The sequence below is a fragment of the Pseudoalteromonas sp. J2K-J599 genome (assembly GCF_059295115.2).
This window is the reverse complement of record NZ_CM200271.1, coordinates 2,710,024-2,727,599: the sequence shown is the minus strand read 5'-3', so window position 1 is coordinate 2,727,599 and position 17,576 is coordinate 2,710,024. Positions and strand designations below refer to the sequence as shown.

General features: G+C 38.0%; 15 protein-coding genes. 9 read left to right on the top strand and 6 right to left on the bottom strand.

Annotated features, from left to right (window positions below; genetic code table 11):
* Positions 1 to 6 precede the first annotated feature (6 nt).
* Positions 7 to 1,164, bottom strand: a complete 1,158-nt coding sequence (locus AC5NT5_RS12395; protein ID WP_220486982.1) for an ROK family transcriptional regulator — start codon at positions 1,162 to 1,164, stop codon at positions 7 to 9.
* Between the two features lie 286 nt (positions 1,165 to 1,450).
* Here AC5NT5_RS12395 and fucP point away from each other — a divergent pair, with 286 nt between their 5' ends.
* The 7 genes from fucP (at position 1,451) to AC5NT5_RS12360 (ending at position 9,900) form a co-directional block, all read left to right on the top strand.
* Entirely contained in the window at positions 1,451 to 2,758 is a 1,308-nt protein-coding gene (gene fucP / locus AC5NT5_RS12390; RefSeq protein ID WP_029753314.1) for an L-fucose:H+ symporter permease, read from the top strand.
* Positions 2,759 to 2,889: 131 nt separating this feature from the next.
* Positions 2,890 to 3,498: a flavin reductase family protein gene (locus AC5NT5_RS12385; RefSeq protein ID WP_024597030.1), complete on the top strand. Its 609-nt coding sequence runs from the start codon at positions 2,890 to 2,892 to the stop codon at positions 3,496 to 3,498.
* Between the two features lie 43 nt (positions 3,499 to 3,541).
* Positions 3,542 to 5,467, top strand: coding sequence for an alpha/beta hydrolase family protein (locus AC5NT5_RS12380; RefSeq protein ID WP_494514014.1), 1,926 nt, complete (start codon positions 3,542 to 3,544; stop codon positions 5,465 to 5,467).
* 79 nt (positions 5,468 to 5,546) lie between these two features.
* Positions 5,547 to 7,202 (top strand): YHYH protein, encoded by a 1,656-nt coding sequence (locus AC5NT5_RS12375; protein WP_182724993.1) that lies wholly within the window; start codon positions 5,547 to 5,549, stop codon positions 7,200 to 7,202.
* A 9-nt stretch (positions 7,203 to 7,211) separates the two neighbouring features.
* Positions 7,212 to 7,742 (top strand): hypothetical protein, encoded by a 531-nt coding sequence (locus AC5NT5_RS12370; RefSeq protein WP_024597033.1) that lies wholly within the window; start codon positions 7,212 to 7,214, stop codon positions 7,740 to 7,742.
* Positions 7,742 to 9,187 (top strand): ATP-binding protein, encoded by a 1,446-nt coding sequence (locus tag AC5NT5_RS12365; RefSeq protein ID WP_182721353.1) that lies wholly within the window; start codon positions 7,742 to 7,744, stop codon positions 9,185 to 9,187. The genes AC5NT5_RS12370 and AC5NT5_RS12365 overlap by 1 nt, the downstream gene beginning before the upstream one ends.
* A gap of 38 nt (positions 9,188 to 9,225) precedes the next feature.
* Positions 9,226 to 9,900 carry a response regulator gene (locus AC5NT5_RS12360; protein WP_182695987.1) on the top strand — a complete coding sequence of 225 codons (675 nt, stop codon included), beginning with the start codon at positions 9,226 to 9,228 and terminating at the stop codon, positions 9,898 to 9,900.
* A gap of 24 nt (positions 9,901 to 9,924) precedes the next feature.
* Here the strand turns inward: AC5NT5_RS12360 and AC5NT5_RS12355 are convergent, their stop codons facing one another.
* The gene (locus AC5NT5_RS12355; RefSeq protein ID WP_182196864.1) at positions 9,925 to 10,782 is read right to left on the bottom strand and encodes a PA4780 family RIO1-like protein kinase; all 858 of its coding nucleotides are present in this window, start codon (positions 10,780 to 10,782) and stop codon (positions 9,925 to 9,927) included.
* 301 nt (positions 10,783 to 11,083) lie between these two features.
* On the opposite strand from AC5NT5_RS12355, the gene AC5NT5_RS12350 reads away from it, so the two are divergent.
* The gene (locus AC5NT5_RS12350; RefSeq protein WP_007581281.1) at positions 11,084 to 11,359 is read left to right on the top strand and encodes an EF-hand domain-containing protein; all 276 of its coding nucleotides are present in this window, start codon (positions 11,084 to 11,086) and stop codon (positions 11,357 to 11,359) included.
* A gap of 12 nt (positions 11,360 to 11,371) precedes the next feature.
* Positions 11,372 to 11,827 (top strand): hypothetical protein, encoded by a 456-nt coding sequence (locus AC5NT5_RS12345; protein ID WP_024604676.1) that lies wholly within the window; start codon positions 11,372 to 11,374, stop codon positions 11,825 to 11,827.
* Between the two features lie 88 nt (positions 11,828 to 11,915).
* On the opposite strand, the gene AC5NT5_RS12340 is transcribed toward AC5NT5_RS12345, so the two are convergent.
* From AC5NT5_RS12340 to AC5NT5_RS12325, 4 genes are all read right to left on the bottom strand, one after another.
* Positions 11,916 to 13,295 (bottom strand): FG-GAP repeat domain-containing protein, encoded by a 1,380-nt coding sequence (locus AC5NT5_RS12340; RefSeq protein WP_182724973.1) that lies wholly within the window; start codon positions 13,293 to 13,295, stop codon positions 11,916 to 11,918.
* A 500-nt stretch (positions 13,296 to 13,795) separates the two neighbouring features.
* Positions 13,796 to 15,736: a putative bifunctional diguanylate cyclase/phosphodiesterase gene (locus AC5NT5_RS12335; protein WP_182724974.1), complete on the bottom strand. Its 1,941-nt coding sequence runs from the start codon at positions 15,734 to 15,736 to the stop codon at positions 13,796 to 13,798.
* Between the two features lie 259 nt (positions 15,737 to 15,995).
* Positions 15,996 to 16,841 carry a glutathione-dependent disulfide-bond oxidoreductase gene (gene yghU, locus AC5NT5_RS12330; protein WP_024597039.1) on the bottom strand — a complete coding sequence of 282 codons (846 nt, stop codon included), beginning with the start codon at positions 16,839 to 16,841 and terminating at the stop codon, positions 15,996 to 15,998.
* Between the two features lie 87 nt (positions 16,842 to 16,928).
* Positions 16,929 to 17,510, bottom strand: coding sequence for a rhomboid family intramembrane serine protease (locus AC5NT5_RS12325; RefSeq protein WP_010555361.1), 582 nt, complete (start codon positions 17,508 to 17,510; stop codon positions 16,929 to 16,931).
* Positions 17,511 to 17,576 lie beyond the last annotated feature (66 nt).

Below are 17,576 nucleotides of genomic sequence, written 5' to 3'. Positions count from 1 at the left end.
AGTATATTAGTGGTGTGAAAGGCTTGCGTGATCTTGAGAAAAGTTGATAAGTAACGGAAGGTTAGCGCAGCCTACTGATTGAGCCTTGGCGCCAATAGAGCCACTTTGTACTTCACAGCGATTAATACCGCGATGATCAGCCTGGCTCAATTTTAACTTTGTTGCCAAAACTATTTTTTCTCTGACATTGATAGGAATGGCGCCATCAATGACAATTGCCTCAAAATCAAAAATAGCTAAAGAACACAATGCCGCGTAGGCGAGGCCATCTGCAACTTGGTCTATCCACTTATCGAGTACGGGGCCTAAGTCTCCCCAATACTCTTTTGAACTCCATAGTATGTCAGTATTGTAGCCATCACCTTTGAGCATTTTTTCGAGAATATACAGTGATGATTGCATAATAAGTTGTTGGGAGGTTAGTTGTCCTTCACTATTAAGCATAGGCCTAGGTAATGAACCTATAGCGCCGGCATTACCTTTTTTACCAGTAAATAAGGTTTCGTTTATAACAACTCCACCACCAATAAAAGTACCAATAAAAATATATAAAAAATCGCTAAAACGAGCAGGATTACCAAAGCTTAATTCAGCTGAACAAGCAGCGGTATCATCATTACATACATACACGGGAAGATGTACAATTTGATTTATTTTTTCTTTAAAATCAAAAGACTTCCATTCATTCAATACTGTTTTTGGAGCGCCGGCTTCTTCTGTCCAGTTCCAAATTTCGTAAGGGGTTGCAACACCCACACCTAAGATACGCTTGGCTAATTCGTCACTTAAGCTCATTTTAAGTACGCTGATCCCTTTCTCTAAAAAGGTTAGCAAGCTCTGTACTGTGGGGTAAGCGCAGTTTTCGTGCAAAGTTGCGCGTATATTTCCTACTAAGTCAATCAAGGTTAAATCAAAACTGCGACGACCTACTTTTAAGCCAATTCCAAATGCACCATCTGGATTTAACGCAAATGGGATGGTTGGTTGGCCAACCTTACCACGCTGAGGGTCTTTCCGTATTAATAACGATTCGGCTTCTAAACTATTGATAATTACTGTGACGGCCTGTGCTGAAAGCCCTGTTTTTTGTGCAATTTCAGCTTTTGGAGCACTACCGTGTTGGCGAATTAATGACATAATTCGGCGTTCATTATGAGCACGCAGGCCAGATTGGCTTCGGCCTTCTTGTAAAGAGAGTCGAGGGTTTTTAGATTTGATAATTATTCCTACCTAGTTGTTATTATCTTGAATAACCTGATTAATTGTACACCGAGTGTGTGTAATTGGCGACTATATTAGCTTTATTGCCGGGTTCATTTCTTATTATTAAATTTACGACAGAGTATAAATAAGTCACCGGAGGTCAATAAATAACTATAGTTGATTTATTGACGGAATGATATTTAACTGGTTAAATGCTTTACTTAACATTAACAACTGAGACACGGCAATGACCACACACACACACACACAAACACCTCTTGTCTCCAAGGAGATGGTGGTTCCCTTTATTTTACTTGTTCTGTGCTTTGCTGCATGGGGAGCTGCGGCAAACATGACTGATCCGCTAGTAAAAGTGTTTAGTAAAATTTTTACTATGTCGTCAGTGCAGTCTGCATTGGTACAATTTAGCTACTATGGAGCTTACTTTTGCCTAGCTATTCCGGCGGCATATATCAATAAACGCTTTTCGTATAAAACAGGTGTGTTAACCGGTTTAGGGATGGCTGCAATCGGAGCATTTTTGTTTTATCCCGCCAGCCAAGCAATGACTTATGGTTTTTTTTTAGTGGCTTTGTTTGTGTTAGCTGGAGGCTTATCTATTTTAGAGACATCAGCAAACCCTTATGTAATGGGAATGGGCACCCAACAAGGTGCAACTCGCAGGTTGAATTTGGCGCAATCATTTAACCCTGTCGGTACTAACATTGGTGTTTTTTTAGCCGCTACCCTTATTTTACCGAAGCTCAATACCGCAACCTCTGGTGAGCGCACAAATATGAATAGTGAGCAATTAACTAGCATTATAAGCGCAGAACTTGATGCAGTTATGGTGCCTTATGTTGGTATGGCTTGTGTGTTGGTTTTTATTTGGTTGGCAATTGCGTTTACTAAAACACCTAATTTTTGTAAGCAAAAAAAAGTCTCTAAGCATGTAGAATTTAGTGCAACGTTTAAGCGCTTGTTTAAAAATACCCATTACCGCTTTGGTGTTATCGCCCAGTTTTTTAATGTTGCGGCGCAAACTTGTGTATGGACATTTACCATCCAGTACGTAATGGAGGCACTCGATACAAATGAAGTTACTGGGGGAAGTATTTTACAATACAGTATGATCACCTTTTTAGTTTCTCGATTTGTAATGACCTGGCTTATGGGATTTATTCGTCCTGCCAAACTGTTAATGGCAACCTCTATTATTGCAATGCTGCTGTGTTTTTATATGGTGAAAATGCCAAATATAAGTGGCGTATGGGCGCTGGTAAGTATATCGGCTTGCTTGTCGTTAATGTTTCCAACTATTTACGCGATTTCACTACATGGGTTAGGCGATGATGCAAAACTAGGTGCTGCTGGTTTAGTAATGGCTATTTTAGGTGGAGCGATAGTTCCTGTATTCCAAGCTGTGTTTATTGATACATACAGTGTCGCGTTTTCTTATGTTGTGCCTGCGGGGTGTTTTATTATTGTTGCAGCTTATGCTGCATTTGATTTAAAAACAAAAGTCAGAGTATTCAATAATGTAGCGCCTTGCTAAATGGATTGAAAACCGAGCCTGAAGGCTCGGTTTTACTTTTTAACTTTTCTCATTTGTAAATCTTCTTTAACCCCAACCTTCATCGGATTAAGATATTAGGCATGTTGATATTCTTATTTAGTTGAAAAAATATGTTTTTAGATCTCACCGAAAATACCAACCAAAATGTTTACTCTTACTTAGTAGGCGGTATCAGCCCACGGCCTATCGCATGGATAAGTACATTAAATAGCGAAGGTAGTGCAAATATTGCGCCTTATTCATTTTTTACTGTGGCTAGTTGCAAGCCAGCTGTTTTAAGTGTTACGCAAGTAAACCCTAGTGATAAAACGAATAAAGATACGCTTAGTAATCTAATGGCAACTAAAGAATGTGTGGTTAATATTGTCAGCCAAGAGCTAGTTGAAAAAATGAACCAAAGTTGTGCAAATTATCCTAGTGATATAAGCGAGTTTGATGCAGCTAACATTGCCCAAGCTCCAAGTAAGTTAGTTAACGCGCCAAGCGTTGCCGATTCAAAAGTACGGTTTGAATGTAAGTTACGCGAAGTTATTAGTATTTCAAATGAGCCTGGCGGTGGAAAAATGATGTTGCTGGATGTAGTGGGTATTTGTATAGACGATGAAGTGATGAGTGGTGGCTATATTGACCCTGAATTATTAAATGCAGTGGGCAAAATGGGCGGCGATTACTTTAGTACAACCAAAGATAAGTTTTTACTTAAAAGGCCACAGTTGTGAAATAATCGTTTACTTAGGAGTACAATAATAAAAGGATTTACGAATGTTTAAGTTCATTTTCACTTTGTTAATTGCTTTGCAAAGTTTTGGCTCTTTTGCCACACAAGATAAAAAACTACCTATAGAGGTTTTTGCAGGCTTAAAAGATTTTAGCCAAGTGAAGCTATCTCCCAATGGTAAGAACCTCGCTTTTATAAGAAACCATCAAGGGACTTTAATCTTAATGGTTAAAAACTTGGAGACGGGGGTTACAACACCAATTATAAACTCAAATAACCATACAGTGTTTTTTGATTGGTATAACTGGGCAAATGATGACGTACTGTTACTTGGTGCTCGCTATATAAAATATCAGTTTGGCGGAGTCAAATATACATCAACGCTTATGTATGCGTATAACTTTAAAAATGATAAAGGTCTTAAATTAGCTTTTAAAGCCAACACAGTAAGAGATGAAATCCAGCCACAATATTCAGACCGAATTGTTAGTTTTTTACCTGAAAAAGAGAATAAAATTTTAGTTCAAGGGGATTTTAAAATAGCAAATACCCCAGCAGTTTATGAGTTAGATTTAACCACATTACGTAAGACACAAATACAAAGACCACGCAGTAATGTAGTTACTTGGTTTGCCGACAGGCAAGGTAAAGTTCGTATTGCAAAAAAAATGGACGATACGCAATTTACTTACGATTATTTTGATGAGAATAAACAGTCGTGGGAAACTTTATTTGATTATGAGGTTTTTAGTAAGCAAAGTATTTCTATATTAGGGTTTGATAAAGACTCTAATTTTTTATACATCACTGCGTTACATGAAGGGCGCGATGCATTATTTAAACTCAATTTAACGACTAAAGCTCGCGAGCTAATTTACAGTAATAGTAAATATGATTTTGATGGGTCTATTTTTTATTCACAACAAACTGGCGAAGTTGCAGGCTTTACTGATTCACATTTAGATGATGGTATTAAATATTGGGATAAAGACTTAGATAAATTACATCGTTCTTTGCGCGTATCGCTCCCTAAAGATGAATATAAATTAGACATTGTAAGTACTAGTAAAGATCAGCAAAAATATATACTCTATATCAGCTCAGACAAAACGTCGGGTAGTTATTTATTTGGGGATAGAGTAAAAAAGCAGGTGAGTGCAATTGCTGATGTTTATCCGCAAATAGATGCCTCTGTATACACAGGCAAAAAGCGCATTAGCTACAAGGCAAGAGATGGCTTGAAAATAGAAGGCTATCTAACTCTACCAGTAGAATATAAAGAAGGTGATAAGTTACCAACAATTATATTTCCACATGGCGGCCCCATGGCAAGGGATTATGCTAATTTTGATTACTGGACAGCTTTATTAGCCTATAACGGATATGCTGTTTTACAGCCTAATTTCCGTGGTTCGAGTGGCTATGGGCACGACTTTTTAATGCAGTCAATTCAAGGTTTTGGTTTGGCTATGCAAGATGACTTGCAAGACGGTGCAAACTGGTTAATTGACCAAGGAATAGCACAAGCAGATAGCATTTGTATTGGTGGTGCTAGCTATGGTGGCTATGCAGCGTTAATGGCTGTAATTAAGCACCCAGAAACGTTTAAATGTGCAGCTAGTTTTGCTGGGGTAAGTGATTTACAGTATTTAGTGAGTAAAGCACGACACTTTACAAACAAAAATATCGTTAGAAAGCAGTTTGGAACTGATGATGATTTACTAGAAGCTAATTCTCCAGTGAATTTTGCTAAAAAAATAACAAGACCAATATTGCTTGTACATGGAACTGACGACAGTGTGGTACCTGTTTATCATAGTAGAGAAATGCAGGATGAACTTGATGATGAAGCAAAAGATGTTACTTATATTGAGCTTGAGGATGGTGACCATTACTTATCTTATCAAGAACACAGAGTTAAAACTCTTCAGGCATTTTTAGACTTTTTTGATAAACATTTGAAAAAATAAATAGCCAGACTCCAGTTAAATAGCAAAAAGACAACTTAGGTTGTCTTTTTTGATCACAATCTTCCTTTGTTTGTGCACATTGTTTGCACTTTTACTTGTTAACTTTGTTTTATTAAACGTTAAAGTAAAGGTTCAAGCATTGAAAACACTTCTTAAAACAAAAGCTGCTAATGCAACTAAGTTATTTGCGTTAAGTGCGCTTTGTATCGCTTTAAGCGCATGTAATAGCGATTCAACAAGTACTGCAACAGACGGCGATACAGTCAGTAATAGTGTTCCAACGGTTGATGCTGGTATTGACCAAACTGTTAATGCGGGCGATACCGTTTATTTAAGTTCAACGGTTGAAGATGACGGTGAAGTATCGGTTAGTTGGTCGCAAACATCAGGCACTACCGTTAGTTTATCTTCAAGTACTGCAACGTCTACAGAGTTTGTTGCACCTGAAGTTTTAACCGATGAAGCACTTGTATTTGAAATTAGTGCAGATGATGGCACAAACGATGTCGTTGTAGATACAGTTATAGTTAATGTTATTGCTTCATCAGACTCAGATACAGTTGATAATAGTGCAAAACTTACCAGCTGGTTAATTAACAACGATACAACTTCTACATACATACAAAATAATGGTGCAGTGGTTGAAGATGTTCAATCAGTTGAGGTTGTTAGCGTTACTGAGGAAGATGCTGACGTTGAATACATGTATGTGCAAACTACTGACATTCCTAAATATGATGTAACGCTTACACAAGACCAAGTAGACGCGTTAAATAACCGCCCGCGTGCAGCTACCGATTTTTATAACGGTGTAACTTCTGCAGCAGTAGGGCAAACCATTTCCTTTGGTGAAGATATTGGCTATAACAGCAGCACTGAAAACTGTGATGACACAGGCGGTGCAGGTTATTGGCCTCCAGGACCGGGTTGCCCAACAGAACAAGCGGTTGAAGCATATTTTCCGCTAACACCTACCGATTTATCTGACGCTGAAACTTGCGAAACAGGTTTAGGTACAGTTGGCTTAATGGTTAATGGCACCAGTATATTTAACTGGGGCGATGGTATGAGCTACGGAAATAATATTTGGTATACATTAGCGCCCATTGCTGAGCAATATGATGTTGATGTGTGTGGCGGACATGCTGCTAACGGTGAATATCATCACCATTTTTATACTAGTTGCTTAGCTGATTTACTCGAAGATGATGGCGATGCGCATTCACCTATCTATGGGTTTGCAGCTGATGGCTATCCACTTTACGGTCCTTATGAAAGTAACGGTCAACTTGCATTAAGTGGCTGGGAAATGCGAGATTACGGTGCACCTACAAGTGAAGGGGGTTGTGGTACTGAGGGTGAGCGAAGCTGTACCTTAGTTGATCAATACGATGTTAGCCAAGGTACACAAACAAGTGATGCAGGTCCTGCTATAGGTGCACAAGTAACGACGCTCTCTGGTAATACATTGAATGCCGACGATGGTTATTACTTTGAAGATTATTACTACGCGCAAAAAACAGTAACCGGTGCTCAATTAGATGAGCATAACGGCCACGATACTAATGATGGTAAGGGTTATCACTACCATATAACACTAACGTTAGACAGTGATGGTAAATTACAGCCTTCTTTTCCTTATCAAATAGGGCCTCGTTTTAAAGGTCAATTAGCCGCTAATTCAATTGGTCGCTGTGATACTGGCGAAACAATGGGTCCACCACCGGGAATGTAAGGAGTAACTATGCGTTATTTTAAATACGCATTGATCCTAACAACTGCTGCGCTATTGAGCTTCAAGCTCTTTGCGCAGCAGGAAATGATGGATCATAGCCATATGCCTATAGCTGTGCCAAATGACACGCCAATCCCGGCATTAAGCCTTAAGTTATTAAAAGATAGTATGTCGGGTTATAACTTAATTTTAGATACACAGCGTTATGATTTGTCTGTGCCGCCAGAGGGCACGATGAACATGCAACAAATGATGGGCGTGACAACAAACCAAGACACCGGTTTTTTACAAGGTCATGCTCATTTATACATTAATGGGGTTAAAATACAGCGAATTTACGGACAAGCGTTGCATTTACCTGCTAACTTATTTAAAACTGGTATAAATACCGTATCGGTTACTTTAAATAATCATGGTCATATGTATTGGACCGCTCAAGGTAAAAAAATAGTTGCTACGCTGTATGTTAACGACCAAACCAAAGAGTTTATAACATACCGATTTGAGAGCTTTCCTAGCAAGGTTGAAAACACGCATTAATGAAAATTCATAATAAACTTTTTTTAATACTATTTAGTTTTACCTTTAGTGTTATTGCAGGGCTTGTGGTTCTTATACAGTGGAGCATAGGGCAAGGCGTAATTGATTTTGTTAATGCAAAAGAGGTGAAAGCGCTTGAACCACTTGTTGTGCAATTTGCAAAGCAATACGAACAAACACCCTCATGGGAGCATGTTGTCGGCAATGGCGAAAGCTTTAGAAAACGTGTTGAATCGCAATTAGAAAATAGCCAGTTTTTGCCTAGGCCACAAGAAGGCCCAGGTCCGCGTGGGCGAGTGATGCGACCACCGCCGCCAGATCATATTCGTTTAGAGGAAGATCGCCGCCCACCGCCAGAAAATATTGCTCACTACGCTTTGCTTGACGAAAATAAACAGCGAGTAGTGGGTAGATACCTCAGCGATTTAAAATATATAACAACCCCAATTATTGTTAACGATAAAATAGTGGGTTACTTAGCAGTTTCTAAAAGAGATAGCTTGGTTGATGGCTATGAGCTTGATTTTTTACAGCAGCAAACTAACTACTTATGGTTTATTGCTTTAGCTGCGGTATTGCTAACATTAATGGTTACTTTTTTATTGTCTCGTCACCTAGTAAGCCCTGTAAAGCAAATTGCTAACGGTATGCATCGCTTAACGCAAGGTAATTACGAGACCAAACTCAAACTTGAGCGAAAAGACGAGCTAGGACAGTTGAGCGAAGATTTTAATACGCTTGCATTTACACTCGCTAAAGATGAGCAAGTACGTAAGCGTTGGCTTGCTAATATTTCTCATGAGCTTAGGACGCCAATGAGTATTTTACTCGGTGAACTTGAAGCTATGCTACTTGGTATACGAGAACCGAACGCAAAAAATATAAGTTCGGCTAACGATGAAGCTTTGCATTTAAAACGCTTAATAGACGACTTGCATATGCTCAATAGCGCAGAGTTAGGAGGTATGCACTACACTATGCAACCTACTGATATGGCGTTATTATTAAATACTATTGAGCAAAAATATCAGGTTGTGCTTGAACAACATAATATAAAAATATACCTACTAAATAGCGCTAAACACATAACTGTACAAGCAGATAAAACACGCCTTTTGCAGCTACTCGATAATATTTTAATGAACGCAGTACACTATGCACAATGTACAACTATTTCTTTAACGGCTAATAATATAAGCATTAAAGGGCAAACTTATTTAGAGCTTATAATCGAAGATAATGGTGTCGGTGTAGAGCAATCGCATTTATCGCATTTATTTGAATATTTATACCGAGTAGATAGTTCGCGTAATCGCCAAGAGGGCGGTTCTGGCTTAGGTTTATCTATTTGCCAGCATATAGTTAAAGGTCATAAAGGTGAAATAGCTGCAGAAAAAGCCAGCTTAGGCGGCCTTGCTATTATTATTAGATTGCCAACTATTTAGCTTATAAAATAAAGTTAAGGTTACTTACAGAGATGCCTATGAGTGAACAAATACTAATTGTGGAAGATGAAGTAAAGCTAGCTAACTTAATGAGTGACTTTTTAAGCAGCCATCACTTTATTACTCATCAAATACATCACGGGAATGAAGTATTACCTTGGCTTGAAATTAACAGGCCGAGTGTAATCTTGCTAGACATAATGTTACCAGGTCAAAGTGGTATTGAACTGTGTAAAGCAATCAGGCGCTTTTCAAACGTGCCTATTATTATGGTATCGGCAAAAGTAGAAGAAATAGATAGGCTGCTTGGGCTGGAATTAGGTGCAGATGATTATATTTGTAAGCCGTTTAGTTATGCTGAGCTGGTGGCACGTGTAAAAGCTATTTTAAGGCGATTAAATAACGCAAGTGACGTTACAGAGTCAACAATGAAGCTTGACGAAAGCAGCTACAGCGTAAAATTTAAATCAAACAGTATAGAATTGACGAACTTTGAATTTCAACTATTTAAACCTTTGTTTAACAACCCAAATCGTATTTATTCGCGCGATAGCTTAATGGACACTATGTACGCCGATCAGCGTATTGTGAGCCATCGTACTATTGATAGCCATATTAAAAAGTTGCGTAAAAAACTAGATGAAGTGACACAAACTGAAAGTGTTATCCAGTCTGTTTATGGGGTTGGCTACCGGTTTGTGCATCCACAGTAAGGTGGAATGAGCTATGACGATGAGTTACTCATCGTCGTCAGCATTTTTAATTCGCTCTAAACGGTCAAACTCTTCGTATTCGGCAGCTTGAATTTCATCAAGAATAGAATCTACATCAGCAAGTTCGTCGCTGTCTTCAAATTCACCTGTAAGCGTTGAATTAGGCGTTAAATTGGCCTCTTCAAATAGTGCCCACATTTCTTTAGCGTATTGAGTTTTTAGTATACTTGGCGCAAATTCACCATAGTAGCGGCGTATGTTATTTACATCGCGTGCAAACATAGCTTGTGCACTGTTATTAGCTGAAGCGTTAACGGCTTGCGGTAAATCTATAATTACAGGGCCGTTATTATCTACAAGTACATTAAACTCAGATAAATCACCGTGTATTATACCAGCGCAAAGCATAAGCTTAATGTAATGTATCATGAGTTTATACTGCTCAATCGCTTGCTCTTCACTAAAAACGACATGTCCTAGTTGAGGGGCTACGTTACCATCTTCATCAGAGACGAGCTCCATAAGCAGCACGCCATCAATACAAAAGTAAGTATCAGGAACGCGTACACCCACGCTAGCTAAACGAGATAACGCATCAACTTCGGCATTTTGCCAAATTTCTTCTTCTAATTGGCGGCCATAGCTAGAGCGTTTACCCATTGCACGCGCTTGGCGTCCACCACGTACTTTTCGGCCTTCTTGATATTGTGCCGCTTTTTTAAAACTACGTTTAACCGCATCTTTATACACTTTCGCACAGCGAATATGTTCACCACAACGCACAATAAATACATCGGCTTCTTTACCGCTCATTAGTCGGCTTATTACTTCGTCAATAAGGCCATCATCAACAAGAGGTTGTAGGCGTTTAGGTATTTTCACAGATTGCCTGCTAAGTAGGGTTGGTTATTAATCATTATTTATGAAAGTGCTCTGTATTTGTTTGTTTAATTGGCTCAAGCAGTATATCAGCTTTGAGAATTAAGGGCAGTAACACTACTGCCAGAGAGTAATTAATCGTATTATTTTATTAGCTTATATATTGATTGCAAAGCAATCAACCAGAACTTTTTTGAATCATCAGTTTTTATTAAAAATAATTTATTACTTCCTCATTATTTGCACATTGTTTGCGTTTTTAAAGCGTAAGCTTAGTTTAATTCTTAAATACGAGGTTATTACTATGAAGCATTTTTCAACTCTTGCCACTGTGGCAATATTATCTATTGCTTTTTCAGCTAATGTAGCTGCTCGAGGCGGTGACAATCCTCCTGAAAAACCTGACTTTTCAACTATTGATACTGATGGTGATGGCGTAATTAGCTTTGAAGAGTTTAGTGCTAAAAAACCGCCGCACGGTGATGCACAAACAATTTTTGATTCTATAGATGCCGATGGTAATGGCGAAATTAGTGAACAAGAGCTTAGCGATCATAAACCACCTCGTCGTGAACGTTGAAAGGATACTAAAATGATTAATAATATTGGCAGCAGCTCTGCGAGTTTTGTGCCGCAACAAAGTAGTCAAGCTGCAAAATTAACAACAGAGCAAAGTGATTTTGTTAAAGAAACGCTTGCACAGTTTGATGCAGAAAACTTAACTAGCGACGATGCGCAAAGTATTCAAGCTGCATTTAAAGAACAAGGTATTGAACCAACAAAAGAGCTTGCTGATTTAATGGGCGAACTCGAGTTTGATGCTAAAAGCATTGGTGATGCAGGAAGAGCAGAAGGTCAAAGACCGCCGCCACCGCCACAAAACTCATTAGAATCAGTCGATACAGACGAGGTAGTGAGCTACTTAGATGAGCTCTTAACTGAGTATTCAAACCAGTTGTCTGATGAAGATAAAGAATCAATCCTTGCATCAGTGCAAGAGAAGTTTGGTTTAAGTGAAGGCGATTCACTGCTAAATGTAACTGCTTAGGTGTTATTACTTAGAGTAAAGCTGACTGTTACTCGAAAGTCTTAAGTCCAAAGCCCAACGGTTAATTCTGTTGGGCTTTTTTATTGGCTTAATTTAATCGTGTTTCTATTTTGCTGGTGCCATCTTCTTCGGTAAATTTAAATACAAAATCTTTTTTACCGTCTTGGTTTATATCTACCAGAAGAATATCTTTATTATTTTTAGGCAGCGTTAGCTTTAATTTTTTGCGTTTATCATTTAGCAGTGAGTCTTGCTCTCCATAATAAATATACAGCGTTTTTTTACTGTATTTGTATATCGCATCAATATAGCTATCGCCGTTAATGTCGCCTAAATAGAGAGCCGGTTCTGATTCATCGCCATTCATCCCCACTTCCATTTCTAAATCAAGTTCAATACTCGATTTATTGGCAAATGAGCCGTCGGGTTGCTGCTTATAAAGATTCATTTCTACATCTACATCAGTACTGCCACCGCCTAATGCCATAGAGGCGATAGTACCTAAGCCAATATCTAAGTCCATTTTTTGTAAATCAATTAAGCCATCATTATTAAAGTCAGTTTTGAGCAATAACTCACTAGGGCCCTGTGTTTCAAATAAGGTAATGGGCGTATTAGTAAAACCTTTAGCACTCCCTAGGTACAAAGTATGTGCTATTTTTATATCTAGCGAGTCCATACCTTGTGTAGGCTTAAACTGTCTGGTTGTAAAATCTAGAAATCCGTCGTTATTAATATCAATAATTTGCTTTATTTTGCGAGTCTCGCCATTGCTTAGCTCGCCTAGCTCAATGCTAAAATCAATTGAGGTAAGCTTTTGCTCAAAGCCCTCTGAATTAGCAAGTAGTACATCTGCTCCAAAGTCATTTGAAAAAACCAGGTCGTTTAATCCGTCGTGGTTAAAATCGATAACCACAGGTTTATTGTTAATATTAACTTCTAAAGAAAGCCCTTTTCCTGAAAAGCGGCCTTCATATTTAGGTATTTGCTTAAATTGGTTAGGCTTAAAGCTGCCATCTTTATTTTGAATGTATAAAGTACTGCTTGCTAACCCAGGAATGAAAATATCGCTTAGACCGTCATTGTTAGCATCGAAAACAAAGTCTACTTTTTCAAATTTATCTATTTTTAATTGATTAAGAACCGACTCATAATTAAACAACAATGTTGGTTTACCTGCTTGGGCTTTATATACGCCATCACTTGTTAGTACGAGTGCTTGTTTATCGGTGATGTTAGCAAGTGTTGCCACATCAAACCCGATGGCGTTTTTTGGTAAAGCAAGTTCACTACTAAGTGATGTAAGTAAATTGATGGCTTCTAATTGTTTTAATTCTTTATTATATGCAAATAAAATCTCTGAATCGGTTGATACTAATTCATCCGTTGTTTTTATTGCCATTGTTTGAGCTATAACGCTTATGGGGGTAAGTAAAGTGATGAGTGAATAGCAAAGTGGTTTTATCATGCAAATTCCTTTTTTATATTTAGTTGTATCATTAAAGTTTTTATTATTTAAGCAGCGTCAGCGCATAATTTTACCTACTATCCAGCGCTGGGGCTTTTTCGTTTAAACGTAATATACATATCTAAGTTGGATTATATTTAGCCTACGCTAATTACTATGTACTGGGTGTAAGTAATTGTAAGATTATGTTTTAGGGAGGGGCTGTTGACCTTTAAGGATTGAAACTTGTTCAATCTAAGGACGATTTAATCGCGGCGCGAGGTTTGTAATCTAGTAACAAAGAGTCTATCTCCATAGGCAGAGCCTTTGGGCAGCGCATGTTTGGCATTAATACTACGTTATCAACTATGTATGGTTAATAACCACACTTCATAGGCTCTGCCTTGCTTAAATACCAGACAGTCTACTGCAAATTCAACCTCAAAAAATAAACAGGCCCTAATAAGAAAGGTTGCGCATAACTCATATGGTAGCTAAGCGCTTTTAGAAGTGTTTGGTTATTAACTACATTGCTTATTTTGCTCATTTAAATAAGCATCTACAAAACCTACTTCCATCGGTTTTGAAAAGTAATAACCTTGTAGGTGAGATACACCAATTTTAGTGAGTGTGTTTGCTTGCTCAATAGTTTCAACGCCTTCTGCAACAACAGTAAAATCTAAAGTAGAGGCCATTTGTACAATTGCATGAATAATACTTAACCCTCTTTTATCCATATTTTGAATAAAGCTTCTGTCTATTTTTACTATATCGACACCAATATCAAGCATGCTTGATAGTGATGAGTAGCCTGTACCAAAATCATCAATTGAAATACAAAAGCCTTGTTTTTGTAGTGCTTTAACGGCTGTCAAAAATGTGAGTTTATCCTCGGCAAATACTGACTCAGTAATTTCTATGTGTAGGTTTTTAGGTTCTACCTGGTGGCGATTTACTATTTTTAATACCTTAGATACAAAATCAGGATCTTGTAGCTGAATAACCGATACGTTTACGCTTATAGCAATTTGTGGTTGTAAGTGACTTAATTTTGTTGCTTGTATACATGCCTGTTCTATTACCCAAATACCTAACTCGGTTATTAAACCGTATTGCTCGGCAATAGCTATAAATTCATCAGGGAAAATATTTTCACCATCTAGTTGCCAGCGTAATAATGATTCAAAAGAGGTTACTTTTGAGGTTTTGCTATCAACAATTGGTTGAAATACTAGCCTTAAACTATTTTCTTCTATGGCACTGGCTAGGCGTTGACTCAAAAGATACTCTCTTTCTTGTATTAATTTGAGTGAATCGTTATAAATATTGATATTGCCTTTCGCGATGCGTTTTTGGTGATACATTGCAGTATCAGCAGAGCGAATTAAAGTATTAAAATCACTCCCGTGCTCAGGATACATGGCAATACCAATAGTTGCAGATACCCATTTTTGATATTTATATGTTTCATGCTCGGCACCAATGCTTTGAAGTACTTTATCTGCAAACTCGATAAGCTCAGCTTGTTTTTGATACGTTGCTAAAATTAAAAACTCATCCCCGCCCCATCGGCATTTAAATAGCTGTTGATTGCATACATTACTAATTCTTCGTGCTATTTCTTTTAATACTTTATCGCCTACTTTATGACCCAATGAATCATTTATTTGTTTAAATCCATCTAAATCTACGAATAATAAAGCAAAGGGTTCTTGAGGGTTGTCTGCTAGTTGTCTGTTTGCATTTTTTAAAAATGCGGTTCGGTTTAATAGATTTGTAAGTGGATCGGTATTAGACAGGTGGTAAATTTCTTCAGTGCGTTGCTCAACCTTGTTTTCCATTTCATTAAGCAGCTCTCTGTTTTGGTTTTTGAGCTTGATTGCGCTGTGTGTAAATGTGGCTGATTTGTACGATGAAGCCACCATAATAGCAGTAAATGCTAGGCCTAAAATACCGAGGACAGAGTTGTAGTTTTCGTTAGAAAAGGTTAATAAAAAAGAGTAGGGCGCCAGTAAAATAATGCTATAGAGTACAGCGGTTACTCGACTTCCTGAAAGCAGATTTGCAGAGCCTCCTGCAAAGGCAGATAAAATAGCAATCGTGGTTGTCGTCTCTATTGCTGATGAGGTGCTATGAAACCAAAGTGCATACCCACACCACGATAGCGCAGTTAAAATACACCCGGTTGAAAATCTTTTTGAGTATGTGTCAGCATTAAATAACGGGCTATCCTTTTTGGTTTTATAAAACCACATTACATCAATAGCGCGAGCTGCTAATAAGACAACCATAATGCTTAGCCAAATACTTTTTTCGTAGGATATTTTCTGGTTATTTAAATCAAAAGCAAACACTAATATAAAACTGACTACAATGGAAATGGCAATGCCAGAGATGGCATTAGAGTATAAAATTTTAACGGTTTCCCTGCGTTCTTCACTATTTAGATTTTTATATGGCACTAAGTAAAACCTTATACAAAAGTCACTCCAACTAGCGATGGAGAAACGTTCAAGAAATACTGCAAATATTTCAGATGAACAAAAGCGTATTAAACATCGATTAGTTAGGCTCTAATCCTGAGTATAAGAATAAATATAGTTTATGAAAGCAAAAAAAAAAGCTAGCACAGTAAAAAGGCTCATAATAAATAATCATTATGAGCCTTAAAATTATTAAGCAGGTTAAAGTGTTAACGACTTTACTTGCTGTTTAGTAGATTTAACCTTCGAAATCACTATCGTTATGGCGCTCTGCCATTTGATCTTCTTCAGGGCCCCATGTGCGATTTACGCGGCGGCCGCGCTTTACAGCAGGGCGATCAGCAACTTGTTTTGCCCAACGAACAACATGAGTGTATGAGGCAACATCTAAAAATTCAGCTGCATCATATAAGTCGCCTAAAACAAGCGAGCCATACCAAGGCCAAATTGCAATATCGGCAATTGAGTATTCATCACCCGCCATGTATTCATTTTCGCTTAAATGACGATTTAACACGTCAAGTTGGCGTTTAGTTTCCATGGTAAAACGATCAATAGGGTATTGCATTTTACTTGGTGCGTAGCTATAAAAGTGACCAAACCCACCACCTAAATATGGCGCTGAGCCCATTTGCCAAAATAGCCAGTTACGACACTGCGTTTTAGCTTTCAAATCCTTAGGGATGAGTACATCAAATTTTTCAGCCAAATACTGTAAAATAGAACCCGATTCAAAAACGCGAGTAGGTGGTGTGGTTGAATGATCCATTAGCGCTGGGATTTTTGAGTTTGGATTAATATCAACAAAGTCAGATCCAAACTGATCGCCATCACCTATGTTTATTAAATATGCGTCATAGTCTGCATCGGTGCAACCAAGCTGTAAAAGCTCTTCAAACATGATTGTAGCTTTTTGGCCATTTGGCGTAGCAAGAGAATAAAGCTGAAATGCGTGCTCGCCAATAGGTAGAGTTTTGTCATGAGTCGCGCCTGCAATTGGGCGGTTAATGCTGGCAAATTTACCGCCACTTTCACTTTCCCACGTCCATACTTTTGGTGGCGTGTATTCGTTTTGATCGCTCATAAATAACCTCAATGTTAAATGGAAATGTTTAATACTTACTCATAAATGTGGCCATAAAAAATTAATTAAAGGCCCTAAATATTTAATTTACCGACCTTTTAATTTATCGGCTTTTGCTAATCTATAACCTAAAAACAACCCGCTTAGCGCTCCAAATAAATGGCTTTCAAACGATACATGATAGCGCTGAGGTAAAACACCCCATATAAAACCGCTATAAAGTATAGCCACTACAACTGCAATTATAATTGATTTTAATGAGCGTCTTACTAAGCCGTAGCATAGAATAAAGCCCCATAAACCATATATAACACCGCTTAAACCAACATGTATGTTACTGCGCCCAAATGCCCAAACTAAAAGTCCACCGACTAGAGCGGTAAAAATAAATACGTTATAAAAACGTTTTACGCTGTACTGGCAAATTAGCCAACTTAATACTACAAATGGGATCATATTACTGGCAAAGTGCCACCAGCTACCATGTAAAAAAGGTGCGCATAGTATGCCAATTAATCCTTGGATACTGCGTGGATATATGCCTAAACCATTAAGATTTATGCCAGGTAGACTATTGATCACTTGTAGTACGAAGCAAATAACAACAATACTAAATATTGCGAAACGGGTACTAGTTAGTAATGACAGTGTGGTTGGCTTGGTTGCCATATAATCGCCCTAATTGACTTTAAGAGTTGCCAGTATAGGAATTGTATTTGCTAATGAAAAGCAATT